This is a genomic window from Streptomyces sp. NBC_00597 (assembly GCF_041431095.1).
In the GTDB taxonomy this organism is placed as follows: Bacteria; Actinomycetota; Actinomycetes; order Streptomycetales; family Streptomycetaceae; genus Streptomyces.
This window is the reverse complement of sequence record NZ_CP107758.1, coordinates 131,719-151,331: the sequence shown is the minus strand read 5'-3', so window position 1 is coordinate 151,331 and position 19,613 is coordinate 131,719. Positions and strand designations below refer to the sequence as shown.

Annotated in this window: 15 protein-coding genes; 4 read left to right on the top strand and 11 right to left on the bottom strand. The window is 74.9% G+C overall.

Features of this window, described 5'->3' with window-relative positions; translation table 11 throughout:
- Nucleotides 1-9: 9 nt before the first annotated feature.
- The 3 genes from OG974_RS30675 (at nt 10) to OG974_RS30665 (ending at nt 5,440) form a co-directional block, all read left to right on the top strand.
- Complete coding sequence (locus OG974_RS30675; protein WP_331735041.1) at nt 10-1,296, top strand: MFS transporter; 1,287 nt, start codon at nt 10-12, stop codon at nt 1,294-1,296.
- A gap of 134 nt (nt 1,297-1,430) precedes the next feature.
- Nucleotides 1,431-2,873, top strand: a complete 1,443-nt coding sequence (locus OG974_RS30670; protein ID WP_327286150.1) for an MFS transporter — start codon at nt 1,431-1,433, stop codon at nt 2,871-2,873.
- Between the two features lie 203 nt (nt 2,874-3,076).
- Nucleotides 3,077-5,440 carry an Orn/Lys/Arg decarboxylase N-terminal domain-containing protein gene (locus tag OG974_RS30665; protein ID WP_329316680.1) on the top strand — a complete coding sequence of 788 codons (2,364 nt, stop codon included), beginning with the start codon at nt 3,077-3,079 and terminating at the stop codon, nt 5,438-5,440.
- A gap of 100 nt (nt 5,441-5,540) precedes the next feature.
- Here the strand turns inward: OG974_RS30665 and OG974_RS30660 are convergent, their stop codons facing one another.
- From OG974_RS30660 to OG974_RS30635, 6 genes are all read right to left on the bottom strand, one after another.
- Nucleotides 5,541-5,762, bottom strand: a complete 222-nt coding sequence (locus OG974_RS30660) for an EF-hand domain-containing protein (protein WP_331735464.1) — start codon at nt 5,760-5,762, stop codon at nt 5,541-5,543.
- Between the two features lie 106 nt (nt 5,763-5,868).
- Nucleotides 5,869-8,112, bottom strand: a complete 2,244-nt coding sequence (locus tag OG974_RS30655; protein WP_331735036.1) for a peptide synthase condensation domain-containing protein — start codon at nt 8,110-8,112, stop codon at nt 5,869-5,871.
- 166 nt (nt 8,113-8,278) lie between these two features.
- Nucleotides 8,279-8,743 (bottom strand): 4'-phosphopantetheinyl transferase superfamily protein, encoded by a 465-nt coding sequence (locus tag OG974_RS30650; RefSeq protein ID WP_371647358.1) that lies wholly within the window; start codon nt 8,741-8,743, stop codon nt 8,279-8,281.
- 440 nt (nt 8,744-9,183) lie between these two features.
- Nucleotides 9,184-11,022 carry an acyl-CoA dehydrogenase gene (locus OG974_RS30645; RefSeq protein ID WP_327286145.1) on the bottom strand — a complete coding sequence of 613 codons (1,839 nt, stop codon included), beginning with the start codon at nt 11,020-11,022 and terminating at the stop codon, nt 9,184-9,186.
- A 156-nt stretch (nt 11,023-11,178) separates the two neighbouring features.
- The gene (locus OG974_RS30640; RefSeq protein WP_327286144.1) at nt 11,179-11,976 is read right to left on the bottom strand and encodes an acyltransferase domain-containing protein; all 798 of its coding nucleotides are present in this window, start codon (nt 11,974-11,976) and stop codon (nt 11,179-11,181) included.
- The gene (locus tag OG974_RS30635; RefSeq protein ID WP_054223933.1) at nt 11,966-12,262 is read right to left on the bottom strand and encodes an antibiotic biosynthesis monooxygenase; all 297 of its coding nucleotides are present in this window, start codon (nt 12,260-12,262) and stop codon (nt 11,966-11,968) included. Before OG974_RS30635 ends, OG974_RS30640 begins: the two co-directional genes overlap by 11 nt.
- A gap of 325 nt (nt 12,263-12,587) precedes the next feature.
- On the opposite strand from OG974_RS30635, the gene OG974_RS30630 reads away from it, so the two are divergent.
- Nucleotides 12,588-12,872, top strand: a complete 285-nt coding sequence (locus OG974_RS30630; RefSeq protein ID WP_329316673.1) for a PqqD family peptide modification chaperone — start codon at nt 12,588-12,590, stop codon at nt 12,870-12,872.
- Between the two features lie 29 nt (nt 12,873-12,901).
- Here OG974_RS30630 and OG974_RS30625 read toward each other — a convergent pair whose 3' ends face one another.
- The 5 genes from OG974_RS30625 to OG974_RS30605 form a co-directional block, all read right to left on the bottom strand.
- Nucleotides 12,902-14,689, bottom strand: coding sequence for a condensation domain-containing protein (locus OG974_RS30625; protein WP_327286143.1), 1,788 nt, complete (start codon nt 14,687-14,689; stop codon nt 12,902-12,904).
- Between the two features lie 147 nt (nt 14,690-14,836).
- Complete coding sequence (locus OG974_RS30620) at nt 14,837-15,793, bottom strand: aromatase/cyclase (protein ID WP_327286142.1); 957 nt, start codon at nt 15,791-15,793, stop codon at nt 14,837-14,839.
- A gap of 145 nt (nt 15,794-15,938) precedes the next feature.
- Nucleotides 15,939-16,898: an aromatase/cyclase gene (locus OG974_RS30615; RefSeq protein ID WP_327286141.1), complete on the bottom strand. Its 960-nt coding sequence runs from the start codon at nt 16,896-16,898 to the stop codon at nt 15,939-15,941.
- The gene (locus OG974_RS30610) at nt 16,898-17,725 is read right to left on the bottom strand and encodes an SDR family NAD(P)-dependent oxidoreductase (RefSeq protein ID WP_327286140.1); all 828 of its coding nucleotides are present in this window, start codon (nt 17,723-17,725) and stop codon (nt 16,898-16,900) included. Before OG974_RS30610 ends, OG974_RS30615 begins: the two co-directional genes overlap by 1 nt.
- On the bottom strand, nt 17,722-19,575 hold the full coding sequence (locus tag OG974_RS30605; protein ID WP_327286139.1) for an FAD-dependent oxidoreductase: 1,854 nt from the start codon (nt 19,573-19,575) through the stop codon (nt 17,722-17,724). Before OG974_RS30605 ends, OG974_RS30610 begins: the two co-directional genes overlap by 4 nt.
- Between the last annotated feature and the right edge of the window lie 38 nt (nt 19,576-19,613).

Sequence of the window (19,613 nt, the reverse complement as noted above, 5' to 3'; positions counted from 1 at the left end):
GGACCTGCCGTGCTGAAATCCTTCCTCCAGGGCAATTTCGCCTCCTTGCGGGGCCCTGCGCGGACCCTGGGCGCACTGCACTTCGTCGACAGCCTGGGCAGCGGCCTGTTCATGGCGGGCTCGGCGGTGTACTTCGTCGTCGTGGCGGGCCTGCCCGTCACGACGGTGGGCCTCGGCCTGTCCCTCGCCGGCTTCAGCGGGTTCGTCTCCAGCATCCTGCTGGGCCGGGTCGCCGACCGGTTCGGGGCCCGGCAGATGCTGGCCGTGCTGCTCACGCTGCTGGCCGGGCTGTACGTGCTGTACCCGCTGGTGGGGTCGGCCTGGACGTTCTTCCCGGTGGTGATCGCCATCGGGGCCCTGGAGTTCGGCTGCGGGCCCGCCTTCGGCGCGCTGATCATGGACCTGGTGCCGGAGTCCGACCGGGTCACCGCGCGGGCGGCGCTGCGGTCCCTGTTCAACGTCGGCTTCTCCGGCGGCGCCCTGGCCTCGGCCGCCCTGATCGGGCTGGGCGGCGGCTGGCTGGAGCTGCTGCCGCTCGGCAACGGCCTGACGTTCCTGGCGGCCGCGGCGCTGGTACTGCGGCTGCCCGCGTCGCAGGCCCGGCCGAACGCGGGCGGCGGCGGACACTTCAAGGTGCTGCGGGACCGACCGTTCCTGAGCGTCATCGGCGCGTCCAGCCTGCTGGCGCTGCACAGTGCGGTCCTGCTGGTGGGCATTCCGTTGTGGATCGTGCGCACCACCGATCTGCCGCGTGGAGTGGTGCCGTTGATCCTCGCGGTGAACACGGTGCTGGTGGTGCTGTGCCAGGTCGCCGCCGCCAAGGGCGCGGACACGTTGGACGGCGCCGTCGCCGCGGCCCGCAAGGCCGGGCTGGTCAGCGTCGCGGCCTGTGCGGCGCTCGCGGTGGCCGGCTGGACCGGGTCCTGGCTCACGGGGGTCGCGGCGATCGTGGCCGTCCTGATGTTCACCGCGGCCGAACTGTGGCAGTCCGCGAGCGGGTTCGGACTGGGCTTCGGCCTGGCCCCCGACGCGAACCGGGGCGAGTACCTGGGCGCCTTCCACCTGCACGTGGTCGTCCAGGCCACGCTGGGCCCGGCCGTGGTGTCGTTCCTGGTGTCCGTCGACGACTCGCTGGGCTGGCTGGCGATGGGCGCCGTCTTCCTGGCCGGTACGGCGGCCATCGGCCCCTCCGTGGCCTGGGCGCGCCGGACGTCCGACCGCCGCGAGGACGCCCCGGCGCAGGAGCCGGCCGCAACTCCGGCCGCAACTCCGGCCGAGGCACCGGCCGCGTCCTGAACCCGGCCTCGTCAACGCGCCCCGTCAACCCGTCCCCACTCCCTCGTTGCGCACTGCAGCACTTCTCCAGCGGCCCTTGGGAGCGTGGGGACTCCACTTCGACCCGTTTTCGAGTGCACCACGGGAGGCAGCGCATGTCCGCGTCCGTATCCGAGCGTCCCGCCACGGCCGGGGCCGATGCGCCGGCCCCCACGGCGGCGGCTGACCGACGCGCACCGTCCGGCGCGCGCCCCGCCCGCCCCGGGCCGGCGCTCGCGGTCATCGCGGGCTGCAACGCGATGATCCAGCTCGACGACCCCATCATGAACATCGCCCTGCCCGGCATCCGCGCCGACCTGGGGCTGTCGGCGCTCGCCGCGTCCTGGGTGATCGGCGCCTACCTGCTGGCGTTCGGCGGCCTGCTGCTGCTCGGCGGCCGGGCGGGGGACATCCTGGGGCGGCGCCGGGTCTTCGTCGCGGGCGTGGCGCTGTTCACGGCCGCCGCCGCCGTCCGGGCGGTGGTCCCCACCGGTGGACTGCTGATCGCCGTACGCACCGTGGAGGGCGCCGGCGCGGCGTTCGCCGCGGCCAACGGGTTCGTGCTCATGCTGAGCACGTTCGCCGAGGGACCGGCCCGCAAGCGGGCCATCGCCGTCTGCACCGCCGTGGGCGCGGCCTCCACCGCCGGCGGCCTGCTGCTGGCGGGCGCCCTGACCTCGGCGGGATCCTGGCGCTGGGTGCTGCTGCTCAACGTCCCCATGGGCCTGGCCGTCGTACTGCTCGCGCCGCGGGTGATCGCGGAGACCGAGCGCATCCGGGGCCGCTTCGACCTGCGCGGCGCGCTCCTGTCCGCGCTGGGCGCCGCCTCGCTCGTGTACGGACTGTCGCAGGCCGCCGAACACCCCTGGACCGACGCGCTCGTCGCCGGTCCGCTGCTCGCCGGCCTGGTGCTGCTGTCCGTGTTCGTCGCCACGCAGCGGCGCGCCTCCCAGCCGATCGTCCGCCTCGGGCTGCTGCGCGACCAGGACCGGGCCCTGGCCTTCGCCAGCATGCTGGTCCTGCCCGGCGCGCTGATCGGGGCGTACTTCTTCCTGAGCCAGTCCTTCCAACAGCACCACGGCTGGTCCCCGCTGGAGGCGGCGTTCGGCCTGCTGCCGGTGCCGGTGACGATGGCCGCCATGGCCGGTGTGGCCGTCCGGGTGGAACGGGCGATCGGCCCGAAGCCGATGATGGCGATCGGCACGGCCGCGCTGGTCGTCGAGAACCTGTGGCTGGCGGCCCTCGGGCCCGGCGACGCGTACCTGACGGGGGTGCTGCCCGCGCTGGTCCTGCTGGGCGCGGGCATGGCGTTCTGCGTGATCCCGCCGACCGTGCTCGCCACGTCGGGCCTGCGCCCCGACGAACTGGGCTCGGCGGCGTCCGTGCTCAACGCCCTCCAGTCGGTGGGCGGATCCCTGTGCATCGCCTTGATGGTGACGGCGTCCTCGGGGCACTCCGACTTCTCCGAGACGATGTCCGCGGGCTTCACGGCGGGCGCGGCCTTCGCAGGAGCGGCCCTCCTGCTGGCCCTCTCCCTCCGCCCCCGCCGCCGCGCCTGACCGACGACGGACCGGCGGCGAAGAGCGGACCGGCAGCCGTCCGGGTTCGGGACCGGTTCCGGGTCCGGGTCCGGGTCACGTCAGTGCACCGCCACGCCCACCTACGGGTGAAGTCCGGCCCGAAGCCGGCGGCGCCGCCCCGAGGCTCGGGAGACTGTGCCCCGGTACGGGCGGCCGTACTCCTGGGCACGGGGGCGCGAGTGATGACGAACGGAACGGTCCTGCTGGCACTGCGGGAGAACCCGATGGGCGGCGGCGTCAGCGCCGAGCAGCTGCGCCGCATCGGCAAGGAACTGGAGAACAAGGGCCTGGAGCTGCGCTGGGCGCCGAGCGCCCGCGACGCGCGGGCCGCCCTGCAGACCGAGGCGGGCCTCGCCGCGGCCGTGATCGCCTGGGACCTGCCGCGCACGGCGGGCGGTGCGGTCGAGGAGGGCGGCGGCGGGGAGGTCCTGCGGCACATCGGACGGCGCTTCAAGGACCTGCCGGTCTTCCTGGTGATGGCGGACGAATCCGACCAGGACCTGGAGCGGTTGCCGCTGTGGGTCTCGGAAACCGTGGTCGGCTACATCTGGCCGCTGGAGGACACCCCGTCCTTCATCGCGGGCCGCGTCGCGACCGCGTCCCACGGCTACCACCGGGACCTGCTGCCGCCGTTCTTCAAGGCACTGCGCCGGTTCGAGGACTCCCACGAGTACTCCTGGCACACCCCCGCCCACTCGGGCGGGGTCGCCTTCCTCAAGTCCCCCGCCGGACGGGCGTTCTTCGACTACTACGGCGAGCGGCTGTTCCGCACCGACCTGTCGATCTCGGTCGGGGAGCTCGGCTCCCTCTTCGAGCACAGCGGTCCGATCGGCGAGGCCGAACGCAACGCCGCCCGCGTCTTCGGCGCCGACCGGACCTATTTCGTCCTGCACGGCGACTCGACCGCGGACCGGATGGTCGGCCACTACAGCGTGACGGACGACGAGATCGCGCTCGTGGACCGCAACTGCCACAAGTCGGTGCTGCACGGGCTGGTGATCTCCGGGGCGCGCCCCGTCTACCTGGTACCGACCCGCAACGGCTACGGTCTCGCCGGCCCCCTGCCACCCGCCGAGACCGAGCCGGCGGCGGTGGCCGCGAGGATCGCCGCGAACCCGCTCACGGCCGCGGCACTGTCCCCCGCGGCCCAGTACGCGGTGGTGACCAACTCCACCTACGACGGGTTGTGTTACGACACCGTCGCGGCAGCGCGGGCGCTGGCGCCGAGCACGCCGCGGCTGCACTTCGACGAGGCCTGGTTCGCGTACGCCCGCTTCCATCCGCTGTACGCGGGCCGCTACGGGATGGCCGTCGGACCGGACACCTTCCCGGACCCGGAGGGCGACGCGGACCCGGACGCCGCTGCGGGGCCGGGCAGGCCCACGGTCTTCGCGACGCAGTCCACGCACAAGCTGCTGGCCGCCCTCTCCCAGTGCGCGATGGTCCACGTCCGCTCGGCGCCCCGGGCCCCCGTCGAACACGAGCGGTTCAACGAGGCCTTCATGATGCACGGCACGACCTCCCCGCTGTATCCGGCGATCGCCTCCCTGGACGTGGCCACCGCCATGATGGACGGCCCGCAGGGACAGTGGCTGATCGACGAGGCCGTGACCGAAGCCATCCGCTTCCGTCAGGCCGTCGTACGGACCGGGCGCCGCATCGCCGCCGCCGGGGACCGGCCGGAGTGGTTCTTCGGCGTGTGGCAGCCCGACTCGGTCACCGATCCGGCCACTGGCGCGCGCATCGCGTTCGCGGACGCACCGCCGTCGCTACTGAGCCGCGAGCCCTCGTGCTGGCACCTGGAACCGGACGCCGCTTGGCACGGCTTCGCCGGGCTCGGCGAGGGCTACTGCCTGCTGGACCCGGTCAAGGTCACCCTGACCTGCCCCGGGGTGACGGCCACCGGCGAACGGGGCGACCTGGGCATCCCGGCGCGGATCCTCACCGCCTATCTGGCGGCGCGCGGGATCGTCGTGGAGAAGACCGACAGCTACACCGCGCTGATCCTCTTCTCGATGGGCATCACCAAGGGCAAGTGGGGCACCCTGATGGACGCCCTCATGGACTTCAAGGCCCTCCACGACGCCGACGCCCCGCTGGACCGGGTGCTGCCGGAGCTGGTCGCGCGGTTCCCGCGCCGCTACGGCCGCACCACCCTCGGCGCGCTGTGCCGGCAGATGCACGAACACCTCACCCGCGCCGAGCTGATCGACGCCCTCGACGCGGCCTTCCAGGAACTTCCGGAGCCGGTGGCGCCGCCGCGCCACTGCTACCAGCTGCTGGTCCGGGGCGGCACCGAGCGCGTACGGCTGGCCGAGGCGGCCGGGCGGGTGGCCGCGGCCATGGTGACGGTGACCCCGCCGGGGATCCCCGTGCTGATGCCCGGCGAGTCCACCGGCGCCCCGAACGGTCCGCTGCTGCGGTACCTGCGCGCCCTGGAGGCCTTCGACCGGGCCTTCCCCGGCTTCCACAGCGAGGCCCACGGGGTGACCGTGGACCCCGAGAACGGCGACTACCTGATCGAATGCGTCCGCCCGGCGCCGTAGTCGGCCGTGTCCTGCGGCGGCGCGCCGACACGGGCCCGGCGGGAGGTGACGACCGGCTCCGGCAGCCCGTGCAGGACCGACGGGGGCGTCCGCGGTACCGCTACTTCAGCAGGGTCTTGAACTCTTCGAAGTCGAGGACGCCGTCGCCGTTCGCGTCGGCCTCCATGGCCTTCTTGACCTCTTCCGCGAGGTGCCCCTGGCCGCCTTCGGCCTTGAACCCCTCGGCCAGTTCGACGATGTTGATCCGCCCGTCGCCGTCCGTGTCGATCTCGTCGAACAGTGCCCTGAGTTCGGCCTCGGTCATGACGTTCCCCTCTCGCATCACAGGACCGCGAAGGTCCACACAGCCCCCCACCCTGGCAGATCCGCTCCGGAAGCCCCGCACCGGCCACCCGTACGGGTGTACTGCCGCCACGCGTGGGACCGGCCTACGAGGACTCCTGGCGGGTGGCTGCGGACAGGGCCCGGGCGAGGTCGCGGGCCGAGGTCGGGGTGCTGTCGGTGGTGCCGCCGATCGAGACCAGCGGGGCCCTCCAGCCGTGGGCGCCGATCCGCTCGGCCACCTCGTACGCGACGGCTCCACCGCCGGAGAAGCAGCCCAGCAGCAGCGGTTCGGCCGCGGCGAGGAGCGGCCGCAGCGCCGCGAGGCAGGCCGTGGCGCCGGCCGGGGCGTCGAGGGTAACCAGCGCCTGCGGGCCCCGGTGGGCGCGCGCCACCGCCGCGTAGCAGTCCTGCGGGGCGGCCGGGGGCGGTACGAGCAGTACCGTCCCGGCACCGGGACGCGCGGCCGGGCGCAGGGTGACCAGGGCGGGCGCGGCCCCGTACGGTACGGCTGCCGCATCCGGTACGGGCAGGCCGTCGAGCAGCGCGAGTGCGTCGGCGACGGTGGCCCGGGTGGGGTCGGCCTCCGGGAGCCCGCGCAGCAGCAGGGCGGTCTGGGCGAGGATCCGGGCGGCTTCGGCGTCGGTCAGGCGGGCCCGGTCGCTGTCGGCGGTCAGTACGAGGGCGCCCGCACGGTCGTGGCGGGCGGTCAGGGCGAACGGCAGCCCGGTGTGCGCCTCGACGGTCTCCGGCGGGGCCACGCGCACGTCCGCCGCGGCCAGTTCCCCGTCCAGCGGGTCCTCGGCGCCGCCGGGCGGCCGGACGGCGGCGGGCGGCCGGACGAAGGTGAGGAGCGTTTCGGTGAGCGGCGGCTGCGCGGGGCGGCCGGCCTGCTGCCGGATCTGACCGGCGGAGACCCACTCGTACGCGGCCAGGCCCAGTGCCCGGTCCCGCAGGTCGGTCAGCAGCCGCGCCAGCGGAGCCTTCGGGTCCACGTCCACGGACAGCGGGAGCGGGTTGCCGAGCGGGCCGGGGAGCCGGTCCGCGCCGTCGAGCGGGATGCCGCGCCCGGAGACGGTCACCCCGAACGCGACGGGGCCGGGTGCGGGGCCGCTGCCGGTCGCCGCGGCCGCGCGGTGCAGTTGCAGTGCCCAGGCGGCGTGCAGGGCGGTGCTCTCCGGGACTCCGCACACGGCCGCCCATCCGCGCAGGCGGGCCGCCTCGGAGGGGTTGAGCCGTTCCCGGGCGTGACCGTACCCGCCGCCGCCCTCCCCTGAAGCCGCAACCGGAGCCGGGCCCGGGCCCGGGTCCGGAGCCGCAGCCGGTGTCGGTGTCGGTGTCGGTGTCGGTGTCGGTGTCGGTGTCGGTGTCGGTGTCGGTGTCGGTGTCGGTGTCGCGGGCAGTGTGCGGGCCCCGGCGGGCGGAACCGCCCCGGCCCAGAACTCCCGGGCCGGGCCCGGGTCCTGCCCGGCCAGCCAGCGCAGGTGGTCGGGGAGCCCGGGGCGGCGTTCGCCGCCTGCCGGGCGGCCGTCGGCCGCGTACGCCCACAGGAAGGCGCGCAGCAGCGCCCGTACGCTCCGTGCGTCGAGCAGGGCCTGGTGGTACGTCAGGGCGATCCGGGCGTCGGGGCCGTCGGCTCCGGGCTCCCCGTCGACGCGGCGGATGCGCAGCGGGCCGGGCCGCCCCGGTTCGAAGGGCTGCTCCCGCTCGCTGCGGAGCACCTGCGGCCAGTCGGCCGGCCGGTCGGGCTCGTACGGGTCGTGCCGCACCCGGGCTTCGACGCGCTCGTGCACCCTGACGACGGGACCGCTGCCGCCCCGGCCGGGACCGGGGGCGAACGCGGCGCGCAGGACGGCCTCGCGGTCGGTGACGGACTGCCAGGCCGCGTCGAACCGGCCCCGGTCCAGCGGCCCGTACCAGCGCAGGTGCAGCTGCCCGACGTGCAGCTGCGGCCCCGGCGGGGCGGTCATGAGGTCGAGGAGGACCTCGCGCTGGCGGGCGGAGGCGGGCAGCCCGGCGGCGGGTCCGGCGAGGCGAGCGGCCCGGCCGGGTGCCGGCTGCTGGGGCAGGGCGGCCAGCGGGCCGGGCCGCGCCGGGCGGCCGTCGCGCGCCGTGGGGGCGGTGAGCAGGTCCGCGAGCCGGCCGGCCAGGGCGGGCCGGTCGGCGGGCCGGTCCCCCGGTCGGCAGGTGAAGTGGAGCGTGTGGTGGGTCGCCGTGTGGCGGTGCAGTTTGGGCCCGCAGGGCGCCGCCAGGACGAGGGCGGTGGCCATGAGCGGGGCGTCGAGGGGCCCGATCAGGTCGAGTGCGGGTGGTGTGCCCGGGGCGATCACCACGGTGATGGCGTCGTCCATCTCCCCTCCCCCTGCATGCCGTGGAAGCGCCTCCAGAACGGGCTAGTCAAGCCGGGGTCAAAGATAAGGCAAAAGCTGGTCAAACAACATGCCTCAGGCATCGGACTGTCTAATTCCACATGGAACTTGGCAAATTCCGTGTGGAACCTGCCCGGTTTCCGCGCGTTCAGCGGGCCGGCAGGGCCGGGTCGAGCAGCGCCGCCGACACCATGGCCACGAAACCCTCGTCGAGCATGGTGGCCACGGCACTGTCCCGGGACGTGTCCAGCCCGGCGTCGTGGCAGGCCACGCTGAGCAGGTAGCGTCCGGCCACGGGGTAGGTGCCGAAGGCCCATTCGCCGTGCGTGGCGGGCGAACCGTCGGGCGCGAGCAGGCCGGTCTCGCCGCTGGTCGCCGTGGCGAAGCCGAACTCGGAGAAGCCCATCCGCAGGCCCAGCCCGAGCGCCTTCGTGTACGCCTCCTTCAGCGTCCACAGCCGCAGCATCCCGGCCGCCCGCCCGCTCTCCCCCAGCACCGCGAGCTCGGCGCGCTCGGCCGGGGTGCAGACCTGCTCCTGCAACAACTCGAAGGCCAGCCTGCGGTCGGCGGGTTCGGTGTCGACGCCGATGCGCCCGTTGCGGCTGATGCCCACGGCGATCAGGTCGTCGGTATGGGTCAGGCTCAGGTCGATCTGGTCGAAGCCGCGCAGGTACGGGCGTCCACCGGGCTTGTAGGAAAGGTCGAGTTCGGCCGGCCCGGTGCCCAGCGCGGCGGCGGCCGTGTACCGGATCGCCAGCCGGGAGGCGACGAAGCGGTGCCGGGCGGTGGCGTCGGCCGTGTCCCGGTAGCGCGCCCAGTCCCGGCCCAGCAGGCGGCGCAGCGCGGCCCCGGAGGCCGGCTCGGCCGGCCACTCGTCCCAGGTCGTGTGGACGCAGGCGTTGCCGGTGCGGGCCATGCCCGCGGCCACCTCCGCCCAGGGCCCGTCGGGCCCGGCGGCGTGTACGGGCACGCTCAGCAACGGTGAGTTGCGCCGCTCGTACGGGTCACGCTGGTCGTACTGGTCGTGCCGGTTCATCGGCGTGTCCCCTCGGCTCACTGGGCCAGTTCGGTGGCGTCGAGGTCGCAGCTGCGGCCCGCCCGGTAGCGGCGTACGAGCTCCTCCAGCACCTGCCCGAGGCAGTCGTCGGGCAGCTCCGGCACCGGAATGCCCAGCCGGCCGCCGATCCGGGTCAGCGCGAGCACGGCCCAGGCCGGTGAGGCGAGGAACGGCTCGCTGCCGTCCTGGCCCTCCCAGGTGCCCAGGATCGCCGCCGCCGCGAGCACCAGCGCGTAGCGGTCGCTCAGTACGCACCAGGCCGGGTCGGCGAGGGCTGCGGCGCCCTGCGGGATCGCCCGGCACTGCTCGCGCAACGCCCGCAGTTCGATGACGAACGCCTCCGCGAGGTCGGCGAGGACCGCGAGCTGGCCGCCGACCCCGCGGACCTCCGCCAGCCGGGCGGCAGACCCGACGAGCGAGGCGGCGAGGAAGTCGCCGCCGTCGGCGATGCCCAGGAGCCGGTAGTCGAGCTGCGGCAGGCTCGCGGCGGAGCGGAACAGCTCCGGCGGCGGCTCCTCCTCCTTGAACCAGGCCCGCTCGGCCAGGGCGCGCAGCTGGGGCACGATCACGGCCTGGCAGGCGGCGGTCCCGGCGTGCCCGAGCCCGGCGACCGGCAGGTCCCGGGAGAGCTTGTCCAGCGCGCCGTACTCGGGGGTGCCGTGCTGGTAGCCGCGCGAGCCCAGCACGGCCGCCAGCTCCTCCAGGCTCTCCCGGAGCAGGTCGGGGACGACGTACTTGACCGCCGCCGCGAGCACATGGGTGCGGTCCGGCAGCAGGCTCAGGGCGCGCAGCGCGACGGTGGCCATGCTGTCGCAGGCCAGCAGGTCGGCGAAGACCCCGGCGAGGGGCTTGTGGAAGCGGCGGGCGACGGGACGGCTGCGGCCGGTGGTGGCGGCCCGCACGGCGGAGTGCAGGACGGTGCCGGCGGCGGCGACGGCGGTCGCGGAGATGACGCAGCGGTTGACCTGGTAGGTGCGCAGCGCGAGCGCCACGCCTTCGCCGACCCGGCCGACGAGGGCGCCCTCCGGGACCTCGCAGTCGGTGAACCGCAGTCCGGAGAAGAGGGATCCGCGCATGCCGGCGGTGGGCACGCGCGGCAGCCGGGTGAGGCCGCCGGCCGCGGTGAGCTCGTCCGGGTCGAGCAGGAGGACGGAGTGGCTGAGCGGGCTGCGGGCGCGGTCGGTGCGGGCGTAGACGACGTACGCGTCCGCCCGGGCGGCGTTGATGATGACGTCCTTGCGGCCGCTCAGCGAGAAGCCGCCGCCGGGGCGCGGGAGGGCGGTGAACTCGTCGCGCAGGATGGCGTTCGCGTGGGCGAGCTCGTGGTGGACGATCGAGGCGCGCCCGCCGCCGAGCAGGACGTCCGCGGCGGCCCGGCGCTGGGCGGTGCTGCCGGCCACCCAGACGGCGGAGGTCGCGAACAGCGAGGTGATGCCGGACCCGAAGCCGAGGGCGAGGTCGCGGCGGAAGACGGGACGCAGCACCTTGACGAGCAGATCGGCGCGGGTGAGCCGGCCGCCGAACTCGGCGGGGACGAACTCGGCGCCCAGGCCCGCCCCGACGAGCAGCCGCTCGGTGGCCGCGGGCGGCTCGCGGCGCTCGTCGGCGGCGAACAGGGCGCCGAGGCCGTGCGGGTTCGCGGGATCGTACGGGTCGCCCAACAGGGCTTCGAGGCGCGCGGCCCGGCGCAGCGCCTCGGTCTCCTCGGCGGCGCGGCCGGCAACGCTGGTGACGGCGCGGCCGACAACGCGACCGGCGACACGACCGGCCGCGTGGCGTGCGGCCGGGCCGGCGGGCCCGCTCTCGGGACGCGTGGTGGTCTCGGTGGTGGCCATGATGGCGGAGATCAGCTCCTTCGTCCGGGACTCTCGGCCTGCTGTGCGCAGTCCGCGGGGCTGGTCCGTCCTCGTGCGCGGATCTTCAGCGTGCGGGCATCGGCTCGACACCCGCTTGAGGCTTCGTGCAGCACGGCCGGAGACCGGCCACCGGGATCACCGGTGGCGGCCTGCGGTCCGTCCTTCGATGTGGAGCAGCACGGCGCGGGCGGCACGCAGTTCACAGCCGGGGAGGGTGTCCTCGGGGTCGGGCCCGCAGGGGTGGGGGCGGGTGAATCCGGCCGCCTCAAGGGTGCGTACGGCGTCGGCGGTACGGATGACCTGGTGGGCCTGGAGCAGCAGCCGCTCGGGCCGCAGCCGGCGTTCGTCCGGGCCGGGGCCGATGGCCCGGCCGGTCGCCGTGCACACCAAGTGGACGGACCGCGGCGCGGTGGCGCTCTCGCGGGCCGCCTTCAGAAACTCGCCCTCGGCGGCCCGGGCGGCACCGGGTGCGGGCCGCGGCGGGACGAGCCGGCCGAGCGCGGCGACCAGCCGGGCCGCGTCGGGCAGGCTGAGCACGCCCGCCACGTGCGCGGCGGAGAGTTCACCGGCGCCCTGCCCGGCCACGGCGTCGGCGCGCAGCCCCCAGCTCTGCCACAACCGGTACACGGCCACCTGGAAGGCGAACAGCGCCGGCTGGGCGAACTCGGCCCGGCGGATCAGGCCCGAGTCCACCCCGCCCTCGGGGGCGAACACCACGGCGGCCAGGGGCATCCGCAGCCAGGGGTCCAGTGCCTCGCGTACGACGTCGTACGCGGTCCGGAAGGCGGGAACCGAGCAGTACAGCTCACGGCCGAGGGCGAGGCGGCGGCCCGTGTGACCGGTGAACAGGACGGTCAGCGGCGGGGCGGAACGCCACGGTGGGCGCGGCCCGCGGGGCCGGCGGGCGAGGAGGGCGGCCGCGTCATCGGACACCGGGCGCCGCCTCCACGGTCTCGTACAGACCGGGCTCGGGGGTGGCCAGCGGGCCGAGGTCCTTGACGAGGGCCTGGAACTGCTCGCTGCGGACGGCGTTGCGGTGGGCCTCGGCGTCCTGCCACACGGCGAGTTCGAGGAAGATCCGTTCGTCGCCGAGGTGGCGCAGCGCCTCGTGGCCGATGTAGCCGGGCTGGCTGCTCATGTACGCGGTCAGGCGGTCCTTGACGGCCAGGAAGCGGTCGATGTCGCCGTGGACGGTCAGCTTGTTGACGAAAGTCACCATGGGGGCTCCTCGGGTCTGCCACGGCGGGATTGCCGCCCTCGTGTGGGTTCTGGGGGATTGGGGTCCGGGTGCCACGCTCGGCGGCCCGGCTCGAAGAGCCCTGGAAGACGGCTCGACCGCCCCTCCAGAGTGCACGGGAAGCGGCCGGAGCCCGGCGTGGCGGTCCCCTAAACCCCCCTAACTCCTGAATGTCGGCCCACAGGGGGTGTGGTGGGGGGAACCCCAGATTGCGGCCGGATCCATGGATCCTGCCCGGCTTCCGTAATAGCTTGAGGGTTCCTCGACCGGTACGGAGACCGGCATCGAGCCGGCCCTGGAGGTGCCCGTGCGGATCCGACCGATGCCGGGGGTGCGTGTCACTTCCGTGGACGCCGACGGCCGCCTGGAGCTGCTGGCCGCGTCGTCCACCGGACCGGCGAGCTACCGCTGCGGCCCGGTGGGCACCGCCATGTGGATCGCCCTGCGCCAGCACGACGGCGACAGCGCGGCGGCGGCGGACCTGCTCGCCCGCCTGTGGGGCACCGGACCCGAAAACGCCCGCGCGGACCTCGACATCTGGATCGAGGAAATGCGCGACGCGGGCCTCCTGCACACGGAGCCCGCCCCCTGACCGGCTGACCGGGGCCGATCCGGCCCGGCTCAGGCCGCCGGGTCGTCGTCCGGGGTGATGGTGATCGCCGGGGTGGGCCAGGCGTGCGCCGTGATGCGGTGGGCGAGCTCCCGGGCCAGCGGCGCGGCGGCCTGGGGGCAGGCCAGGGTCAGGGGTTCGCCCTTCGCCAGGACCGGGCGCAGCGCGGCCAGGCAAGCGCCGGCGTCCGCATGGACGTCGAGCGCGACCAATTGCCGGGCCCCCGGATCGGTCGCGGCCGGGGCGGTCTGACGCCCGGCGGGCGCGCCCGGGGGCGGGATCAGGACCACGGTGCCGGCCCCGGGGCGGGCGGCCCGTCGCAGGAGGAGCAGGCGTGCGCCTCCCGCGGGCCTCGGCGCGGGCGGCTGCGGCCATGGGCCGAGCAGCCTCAGGGCCTCGCCGACGGTCGTCGACTCCCGTGCGCGGGCGGGGAACTCACGCAACAGCTGAGCGGTCCGGTGGACGGCGTCGGCCGCGTCCGCGATCCGCGCCCGGTCGTGCACCCCGGTCAGCACCAGGCCGCCCCCGCGGTCGTGGTGCGCGGTCACCGACAGGGCGAAGCCGCCGTGCGCGCCCACGGTCTCCGGCGGGGTCACCCGTATCCCCTGGGCGGCGAACTCCTCGTCCAGCGGGTCGGTGCCCGTCGCCGCCGGCGCGTCGAAGGCCAGCAGCGTCTCGGTGAGCGGATCGTCCGGTTCCCGGCCGCTCCAGGCGTGCACCTGCCCCATGGAGACCCACTCGTACGCGGCGAGGTCGAACGCGCGGTCCGCGAGGTCGGCCAGCAGCCGGGCGAGCGGCTCGCCGGGGTCGACGTCGACGGACATCGGCAGCGGGTTGCGCAGCGGGCCGGGCAGCCGGGAGGCGCCGTCGAGGGGGATGCCGCGGCCGGACACGGCCGTGGCGAACGCCACGGGGACCGGGCCGCCGCCGGGCACGGCCCGGCGCAACTGGAGGGCCCAGGCCGCCTGGAGGGCGGTGCTCTCGGTGACGCCTTGCCCGGCGGCCCAGTCCCGCAGCCGGGAAGCCTCGTACGGGTCGAGCCGGACGGTGGTGCGCAGGTGCCCGCTCCGGTCGCGGGGCTGCCCCGCGACCGCGGGCGGCGGCGGCAGAGTGGCCGATCCGGCGGGCGGTGCGGCCGCGGACCAGAACGCCCGGGCCGGGGCGCGGTCCTGGCCGGCCAGCCAGCGCAGGTGGTCCCGCAGGTCGGGGCGGCGCTCCCCGCCCGTGGCGGCGCCTTCGGCGAGGTAGGCACGGGCGAAGGCGCGCAGCAACAGGCGTACGCTGCGGCCGTCGAGCAGGGCCTGGTGGTACGTCAGGATGACGCGGGTCGGACCGGCGCAACCGCTGCCGCCGCCCGGACCGCCCTGTTCGTCCAGCAGTGCGATCCGCAGCGGTCCGGGCCGCGTGGGGTCGAAGTCGCGCTGCCGCTCGCTCAGCAGCAGGGCCTGCCAGTCGGCAGAGCCCTGCGGGTGGCGCACCAGCTGCGGGACGACCTGCGGGTGGACGACGACGCGGGGTCCGCCGCGGGTTCCGTACGGGGCGAACGCGGCGCGCAGCACGGCCTCCCGGTCGTACACGCTCTGCCATGCGGCCTGGAACCGCCGGGTGTCCAGCGGCCCGTACCAGCGCCAGTGCAGCTGCCCGACGTGCAGTCCGGAGCCGGGCCGGGCGGCCATGGCGTCGAGGAGGACCTCGCGCTGCCGGGCCCCGGCGGCCAGCCCGGGCCCGGGGTGTACGCGTTCGGGGCGTCCGGGCCCGGGGTGTGCGGGTGGGCCGGTCCGTTCGGAGCCGACGCTCATCCTTTCCCCCTCGTCTCGGCCTCGCACTTCAAAGGGGTCGAGTATGCGCGGGGTTCCCACGTTTCGCTGACGCGCGCCTGACACACCGCCGGAGTCCCGGCGGAGCCCGGGCCGTGGGGACGGGGCCTTGAGGGGTGCGCTACCAGGTCACAGGGTGCGGACGGCGGTCTCCGCGTGCTGTTTGGCGAGGCCGAGGGTCGCGGTGCTGTTGCGGCCGAGGGCCTCGCGCACGTACCGGCGGGCCGCCGTCAGGTCGGCGCCGGCGCCGAGCACCTGCTCGATCGCCTCCTCCCGCAGCAGCACGCTGTGCTGGGAGACGGCGGTGACGCCGCTCTCGTCGGGGATCAGCGACCACTCGCCTGTGTGCGCGGCCATCAGGGCCGGGGTCGAGGTCTGCTTGTAGACGATGCGGCCGGCCGCCGGGAAGCACACCCGCACCGATTCGGTGGTGTGCGCGGACCCGTCGGCGGTCATGGTGTCCATGCTCAGCAGCTGGACGCCGGGCTCGTCCTCGGTGACGGCGGCGCGTGAGACGTGCGGGATGCGCTCCGGCCAGTCGGCGGCCCCGTAGAGGAACTGGTAGACGAGTTCGGCGGGGCCGTTGATCCGGACGGAGTCCTCGAAGGACAGCAGCAGGTCGTCGAGCCGGCTCCAGCGCTCCGCGGCCTCCTTCAAGGTGGCCAGTTGGGCGCGGCTGTTGGTGTCGGTGGCCTCCTTGGTCCAGTCGACGTCGGCGGGCCGGTCGCCGGCGACCGCGAAGTCGTGCAGCAGGACCAGCCGCGAGCGGCCGGTGCCGCGCGGCTCCACGATCCAGCTGCCGCCCATCGAGACGACGGGGGCGGCGGGGACCTCCTGGCGGAAGTCGATGCGCAGCCCGGGCGCGTCCAGGGTCCGGCGGGAGAGCCAGGACTTGACGGTCCCGTTCGCGGTCACCCAGATGTGGAACCGGTCCCGGGAGCCGTCGAAGTCGAGCCGTTCGACGTGGACGCTCGACGGGAAGAACAGCGGCCACTGGGTCGTGTCCGCGATCAGCCCGTAGACCACGCCCGGGGGCGCGTTCACGTCCACGGAATAGGACGTGCGGTGCACCTGCTGGACCGACATCGCCACACCCTTCCCTCACAAGTGATCCAGAGTCTGTCCGTGCCGGCCGGAACTCCGCTCGAAGCGGCCTGGAGCCAGGCCCTGAGCGGGTCGGGGCCGCGCCCGTGGGCCGCACCCGTGGGCCGCTCAGTGCCCGGCCGGGGCCTCAGCGCGCGAGCGCGGACTCCGCGTACTGCTTCGCGTACGTCATCGTCGCCGTGCTGTTGCGGCCCAGCGCCTCGCGCACGTACCGGCGGGCCGCCGCCAGGTCGGCCGAAGCCCCCAGCACCTGCTGCACCGCCTCCTCGCGGAGCACGACCCCGTGCTGCGAGGTGACGGTCGAGCCGTACGCGCCGCCGGTGACGGTCCACACCCCGGTGTGGGCGGACATCAGGGCGGGCGTGCGGGTCTGCTTGTAGACGATGCGGCCGGCCGCCGGGAAGCACACCCGCACCGATTCGGTGGTGTGCGCGGACCCGTCGGCGGTGAGGGTGTCCATGGCCATCACCTGGACGCCGGGCAGCTCGTCGGGTTCGGTGAGCTCCAACCGTGACACGTGCGGCAGCAGCTGCGGCCACTGCTCGGCCCGTTCCAGGAAGGCGTAGACCAGCTCCGGCGGGGCGTCGACGCGGACGGTGTCCTCGAAGGACATCACGAGGTCGTCGAGCCGGCCCCAGCGCTCGCCGAGCGTGGCCAGGTTCGCCAGCTCCGCACGGCTGTTGGTGTCGGTGGCGCGCTCGACCCATTCGACGTCCTCGGCCCGGTCGCCGCCGACGGAGAAGTCGTGCAGCAGGACCAGCCGGGAGCGTTCGGCGCCCAACGGCTCGACGATCCAGGTGCCGGTCATCGCCGACAGCGGGGCCGCGGGGACCTCCTGCCGGAACTCGATGCGCCGCGCGGCGGCGTCGAGGACGCGGCGCGAGGTCCAGGACTTGACCCGCCCGTTCGCCGTCGCCCACATCCGCAGCCGTTCGTGGACGCCGTCGAACTCCAGCCGCTCCACGTACACGTTGGGCGGGAAGTACAGCGGCCATTGCACGGGGTCCGCGATCAGTCCGTAGACCACGCCCGCGGGGGCGGCCACCTCGGTCTCGTGCACGGTACGGTGCACCTGCTCGGCTGCCATCAGAAGTTCCCCAGTCCGCCGCAGACGTTCAGCGCCTGCGCGGTGACGGACGCGGCGAGGTCGGTGGTCAGGTAGCCGACCATGGCCGCCACCTCCTCCGGGATCGCGTACCGGCCCAGCGGGATCTTCGCCTCGAACTGCTCCTGCACGTCCTCGGTCGTGGTGTCCCAGGCGGCCGCGTAGCCGGCCCGTACGCGCTGCGCCATCGGCGTCTCGACGTAGCCGGGGCACACGGCGTTGACGGTGATCCCGGCCGGGGCCAGCTCCTTGCCGAGGGCCTTGGTGAAGCCGACGACGGCGTGCTTGGACGCCGAGTAGGGGGCGCCCAGCAGAACGCCCTGCTTGCCGGCCGTGGAGGCGATGTTGATGATCCGGCCGTACGGGGCCCCGCCGAGGCCGCCGTGCTTGAGCACTTCCCGGGTCAGCAGGAAGACGCTGTTCAGGTTGGTGTCGATGACGTCGTACCAGAGCTCGTCGGTGATGTCGGCGGTCGGACCGCCGCCGCTGCGCCCGGCGTTGTTGACGAGGACGGAGACCGGGGCGCCCCACTCCGCGACGGCGGCGGCCACCAGCTCCGTGACCGCTTCGCGGGAGCGGACGTCGGCGGCGGTGCCCGCGACGTCCAGGCCCTCGGCGCGCAGCTCCTCGACGGTCTCCTTGACGTTCTGCGGCGTCCGCGCGCACAGGAACACCCGGTGTCCGCGGCGGGCCAGGTCCCGTACGACCGCCAGGCCGATGCCGCTCGTGCCGCCCGTGACGAGGGCGACCGGCTTGTCCGGCGCCGCCGACGGCGCTGACCGTGTTGTCGTCGTGGACGTGGTGGTCATCGTGTTGCCTCCAAAACCCGTGGTGGGACTTCGACCGTGTCGCGGAGCCCTGGAGGTGCGGTGGAAGCCGGATTGAGGACGGGTACGGTTCCTGCCGCGCCGGGATCCGCGGGATCCCCGTCCGGCGCCCCGTCCGGCGCCCCGTCCGGCGCCCCGTCCGGCAGGGCGGCCTGCGGACCCAGGGGTGCCAGGGCCCGCGCGAGGGCGCGCCGGGTCAAGGACGCGCCGCCCGCGGCGACGTAGCCGTCGGGCCGGATCAGCAGCCAGCCGCCCGGTCGCAGCCCCAGCGCACGCCGCAGCACCCCCTGCGGATCGCCCAGTGCCCGTGGCCCGCCGAGGTCTGCGGCAGCCTCGCCGGGGCCGTCACCGGGGCCGTCGCCGAGACCGTCGCCCGGCCGCCCGTCGCCCGGCCCGTCGACCACCGCCCGTACCGACAACCAGGCGCCGTGTGCGCGGGCCGCGGCCGCCGCCGTCGCCACGCCGACCTCGCCCGGCCCGCCCGCCTCCCACACCAGGGACCAGCGGGTGTCGCGCAGTTCGGCGCGCAGCGCCTCGGAGCCCGGGTCGCCGCGCCGGTCGGCCGCCGCCGCGGCCCGGACGCCTGCGGGCAGCCCCATCAGCGGGTCGGCGGTGCTCAGCGGGCTGTCGCCGTACGACAGGAGCAGTCCGGACATCCCGCCGAGGACCTTGCGCTGGATGGCCCTGCGCAGCGGCCCGATGGTGCGGACGAAGGTGAAGACGACCGGCAGGGCGAATCCGGCCAGCGCGTTCTTGAACTGGACCAGGAAGGTGGCCTTCCGGGTCGATCCGATCAGGGCCTTGCCGATCGGGACCCGCTCCTGCCCGTACGTGGCCAGCAGCTCCCGGCCCGCCTGCCCCCGGGCGGCCATGGCGAGCTTCCAGGCCAGGTTGTACGCCTCCTGGATGCCGGTGTTCATGCCCTGCCCCGAGGCGGGGCTGTGCACGTGGGCCGCGTCGCCCGCAACGAAGCAGCGGCCGTCGTGCATGCGCGGCACCATCCGCTGCTGGAACGTGAACACGGAGGTCCACTCGGGTTCACCGACCCGCACCGGCCGCCCGAGCCCGGCGCCGAGCTTCTCCGAGAAGCGCCGCGCCGCGTCCCCCGGCTGCGCTCCGGGGGCGGTGTCCAGCAGCCGCCAGTACCCCTCGCGCTGGTACGGGACCATCATCAGGGCCTGGCTGCCCGTGTGGACCCAGTAGATGGTGTCGGGCGGCAGGTCGGTGGAGACGGGCGCGTCGGCGAGTGCCCAGGTCTCGCTGGACTCTCCGAGCAGCGGCAGCCCCAGCTGTTTGCGCACGGTGCTGTGGCCGCCGTCGCAGCCCACCAGCCAGGGCACCTCGTACTCCTCGGTGGTGCCGTCGGGGTGCTCCAGGCGGGTCCGTACGCGGTCGTGGTCCTGCTCGAACGAAGCCAGCCGCACCCCCCATTCGACGCTGACGCCGAGGCGGGCGACGGCCTCGCGGAGCACGTGCTCCGTCTCGGCCTGCCCGATGATCAGGCTGTACGGGAAACGGGTGGGCATCGCCGCGTAGTCCGCGTCGAGGCGGACCAGGCGGCTGCCGCGCGCGTACATCGTGAAGGCCCGGTTCTTGCGGCCGCGGGCGAGCACCCCGTCCACGACGCCCATCTGGTCGAAGGTCTCCAGGGTGCGCGGGTGGACGGCCACGGCACGGCTCTCGCGGGCCGGCCCGGGGGCCCCGTCGACGAGGCGTACGCGCAGCCCCCGCCGGGCCAGTTCATGGGCGGCGGTCAGGCCGACGGGGCCCGCCCCCACCACGAGGACCCGGGCGGACCCGGCCCCGGACGGTGTGCCGGTACTGCTCGCCACGTGACTGCTCCTCTGGTCGTACGGATGCGAAGGGGGAA

Excerpts from the sequence above, each read along its gene's own strand:
- OG974_RS30665 (WP_329316680.1), top strand. The coding sequence starts at position 3,077 with ATGACGAACGGAACGGTCCTGCTGGCACTGCGGGAGAACCCGATGGGC.
- OG974_RS30655 (WP_331735036.1), bottom strand. The coding sequence starts at position 8,112 with ATGGACGACGCCATCACCGTGGTGATCGCCCCGGGCACACCACCCGCA.
- OG974_RS30615 (WP_327286141.1), bottom strand. The coding sequence starts at position 16,898 with ATGGCAGCCGAGCAGGTGCACCGTACCGTGCACGAGACCGAGGTGGCC.
- OG974_RS30645 (WP_327286145.1), bottom strand. The coding sequence starts at position 11,022 with ATGGCCACCACCGAGACCACCACGCGTCCCGAGAGCGGGCCCGCCGGC.
- OG974_RS30635 (WP_054223933.1), bottom strand. The coding sequence starts at position 12,262 with ATGGTGACTTTCGTCAACAAGCTGACCGTCCACGGCGACATCGACCGC.
- OG974_RS30620 (WP_327286142.1), bottom strand. The coding sequence starts at position 15,793 with ATGTCGGTCCAGCAGGTGCACCGCACGTCCTATTCCGTGGACGTGAAC.
- OG974_RS30610 (WP_327286140.1), bottom strand. The coding sequence starts at position 17,725 with ATGACCACCACGTCCACGACGACAACACGGTCAGCGCCGTCGGCGGCG.
- OG974_RS30670 (WP_327286150.1), top strand. The coding sequence starts at position 1,431 with ATGTCCGCGTCCGTATCCGAGCGTCCCGCCACGGCCGGGGCCGATGCG.
- OG974_RS30660 (WP_331735464.1), bottom strand. The coding sequence starts at position 5,762 with ATGCGAGAGGGGAACGTCATGACCGAGGCCGAACTCAGGGCACTGTTC.
- OG974_RS30625 (WP_327286143.1), bottom strand. The coding sequence starts at position 14,689 with ATGAGCGTCGGCTCCGAACGGACCGGCCCACCCGCACACCCCGGGCCC.